Consider the following 1,070-nt stretch of genomic DNA (forward strand, 5'->3'; position numbering starts at 1 on the left):
TCGCCTCGCCGGTTCAGGTATCCGAACCACTCGGGGAACTCGGGGTCCTTGAAGTGCTCCCACATGTATTGGTGCAGTTTTTCGAACCAGTCCAGGCATTTCTGGTTTCCTGTGAGCTGGTATCCCTTTATCATGGCTATCGCGGATTCGATGTGCACCCACCAGAGCTTCTGGTCCCACTCGAGCTGCTGCTGGGGATGTCCGAGGCGGTCCATGAAGTAGAATATTCCGCCGTACTGCTTGTCCCATCCGTATTCGATGGTCCGGAGCGCTATTTCTACGGCGCGCTGGATCAGTTCGGGGCGTCCGAGTCTTTTTCCGAGGTCCATTATGAACCACATCGCCTCGAGCGAGTGTCCCGGATTTATCGAGCGGCCCTCGAAGGAGTCCACCAGCGAGTTGTCCGAGGCGGAAAGGTTTTCGACGATGAGACCGAGGTCCTTCTGGTAGAATACGTCCATTACCTCGTGGAGGCATACGTCGATCGTCTCCTCGATGAGTTTGGGGTCTATGAGCTGTTCGATTTCGAGGGCGAGGTTGCAGAGGATCATCGGGAGCGCGAAATCCTTCATCGGTCGCGTTCCCGGGTGAGCCTTTGTCCACTTACCCTTTGGATTCGAGCGTTTTTCGAGTATCCGGTCGAATGTCTTCTTCGCGATCTGCGCGTATTCGTCGTTTCCGGACGCCATTGCCAGCTGTGCGAAAGCCATGGTGGCGAATGTGTAGGAGAAGATGTTGTAGGGGTCTATGATGGGCTTGCCCTCGCGCGTCAGGGAGAAGTACCAGTCGTATTTTCCGTCGTGTCCGTATTTCCGTAGGAACTCGCCGCCCTGGATGGCGCAGTCGAGCCACTCCTTGCGTTTTTCGACCTTGTTGCAGAGCATCGAGAAGAGCCACACCTCGCGGCCCTGGAGCCAGATGAACTTGTCGGTGTCGTATACGCTTCCGTCGCGGTCGAGGCAGGAGAAGTATCCTCCGTAGGTTTTGTCCTGGGAATGTTCGAGCCAGAAGGGCAGTACGCTGTCCATGAGTTCCGACCGGTATTGGTCGGCCAAATGTTGAAAATCCAT

The 1,070-nt window shown here is 55.8% G+C and carries 1 protein-coding gene; it reads right to left on the bottom strand.

What is annotated here, in order from left to right:
• Nucleotides 1-1,070: AGE family epimerase/isomerase (locus KB554_RS13200; RefSeq protein ID WP_211036501.1), on the bottom strand; the 1,070-nt coding region annotated here is incomplete at both ends.

Source organism: Alistipes sp. Marseille-P2263, from assembly GCF_018101075.1.
GTDB classification, from domain to species: Bacteria; Bacteroidota; Bacteroidia; order Bacteroidales; family Rikenellaceae; genus Alistipes; species Alistipes dispar.